This window comes from Brevundimonas sp., assembly GCF_036405315.1.
GTDB lineage: Bacteria > Pseudomonadota > Alphaproteobacteria > Caulobacterales > Caulobacteraceae > Brevundimonas.
In genome coordinates this window covers 1-1,700 of the sequence record NZ_DASWXW010000214.1, presented here as the reverse complement: position 1 = coordinate 1,700, position 1,700 = coordinate 1, and the positions used below count along the sequence as shown (strand labels likewise).

The following is a 1,700-nucleotide window of genomic DNA, read 5'->3' as shown; positions in this document are numbered from 1 at the left end:
GCGGCCTCGGCGATCTTGGTGACGTCGGTGGCGGTGCCGAAGACGTTCGGGGTCTGGACGACGACGCAGGCCGTGTCCTTGTCGATGGCGGCGATGACGGCGTCTTCGGCGTCGACGGCGGCGGTCAGGGCCTGGGTCTCGACGCCGACGGCGTGAACCACGGTCTCGGTGGCCTTGACGTAGTGCGGGTGCACGCCGCCCGAGATGACGGCCTTGTTGCGGCGGGTCACGCGGGTGGCCATCAGCACGCCCTCGGCCATGGCGGTCGAGCCGTCATAGAGCGAGGCGTTGGCGACTTCCATGCCGGTCAGGTTCGCGACCTGGGTCTGGAATTCGTACAGGTACTGCAGGGTCCCTTGCGCGATTTCCGGTTGGTAGGGGGTGTAGCTGGTCAGGAATTCCGACCGCTGGATCACGTGATCGACCGTGGCCGGGACGTGGTGCTTGTAGGCGCCGGCGCCGCAGAAGAAGGGGACGGTTCCGGCCGTGGCGTTCTTGCCGGCCATGGCCGAGAGGGCGCGTTCGACCTCCAGCTCGCCCGCCACGCGGGGCAGGTCGACAAAGCCGTCGCGGCGCGCGGCCTGCGGCACGTCGACAAACAGGTCGTCGATGGATTTCGCGCCGATGGCGGCCAGCATGGCCTCACGGTCGTCGGGCGTCAGGGGGAGGTAGCGCATTACTTTATTCCGCTCATCCCCGCGGAAGCGGGGACCCAGGTTTAAGCTTCAAACACCGCTGCTTGATCCCAAAGAGCTGGGTCCCCGCTTCCGCGGGGATGAGCGGAGAAGGCGGGAGCCTTAGAGGGTGGTCAGGTAGGCGTCGTAGGCGGCCTGATCCATCAGGGCGTCGACGGCCGAGGCGTCGGCGATCTTGATCTTGGCGAACCAGCCTTCGCCTTCCGGGTCGGCGTTGACGGTTTCCGGGGCCGAGGCCAGGGCGGCGTTGCCCTCGACCACTTCGCCGGCGACCGGGGCGTAGACGTCCGAGGCGGCCTTGACCGATTCCACGACGGCGAAGCTGTCGCCGACCGAGACGGTCTTGCCGGCTTCGGGCGTCTCGACGAACACCACGTCGCCCAGGGCGTCAGCGGCGTGCTTGGAGATGCCGACCGTGGCGACGTCGCCCTCGAGGCGAACCCACTCGTGATCCTTGGTGAAGCGCATGTGTCTGATCTCTCAGGCTTTAGGTTTGCGATAATAGCGGGTCGCCACGAAGGGCATGGCGACGACTTCGGCGGCGGCGGGTTTGCCGCGGACGATGACTTTCAGGTCCGTGCCCAGGGCGGCGAAGGCCGGCGGGACATAGCCCATGGCGATGTTGCGCCCCAGAGTCGGCGAGGGGCCGCCCGAGGTGATCTTGCCGATCACGTTTCCGTCCATGTCGGCGATTTCGGCGCCTTCACGGGCCGGGGCGCCTTCCTTGACGTTCAGGCCGATGCGGACGCGCGACGGGCCGTCGGCCAGTTCCTTCAGGATACGTTCGGCGCCGTTGAAGTCGGCGGCTTCCTTGCGCGACTTGGACAGGGCGAAGGTCAGCGCGGCCTCGACCGGGCTGGTTTCGGCGTCGATGTCGTGGCCGTGCAGCGGCAGGCCGGCTTCCAGACGAAGCGAGTCGCGGGCGCCCAAACCGATCGGCTTCACGCGGGCGTCGCTCAGCAGCAGGTTCCAGATGCGCTCGGCGTCGGCGTTGGGCACCGAAAT

3 protein-coding genes are annotated in these 1,700 nt (G+C 67.8%); all 3 read right to left on the bottom strand.

All coding sequences use genetic code 11. The features are described 5' to 3' along the window. A partial coding sequence (locus VGE49_RS13185) for a PLP-dependent aminotransferase family protein (RefSeq protein ID WP_473964845.1) occupies positions 1 to 677 on the bottom strand: 677 nt, incomplete at its 3' end. Between the two features lie 120 nt (positions 678 to 797). After that, on the bottom strand, positions 798 to 1,163 hold the full coding sequence (gene gcvH / locus VGE49_RS13180; protein WP_331034997.1) for a glycine cleavage system protein GcvH: 366 nt from the start codon (positions 1,161 to 1,163) through the stop codon (positions 798 to 800). A gap of 12 nt (positions 1,164 to 1,175) precedes the next feature. Then, positions 1,176 to 1,700 (bottom strand): glycine cleavage T C-terminal barrel domain-containing protein (locus tag VGE49_RS13175; RefSeq protein ID WP_331034996.1); only part of this gene is annotated, 525 nt, incomplete at its 5' end.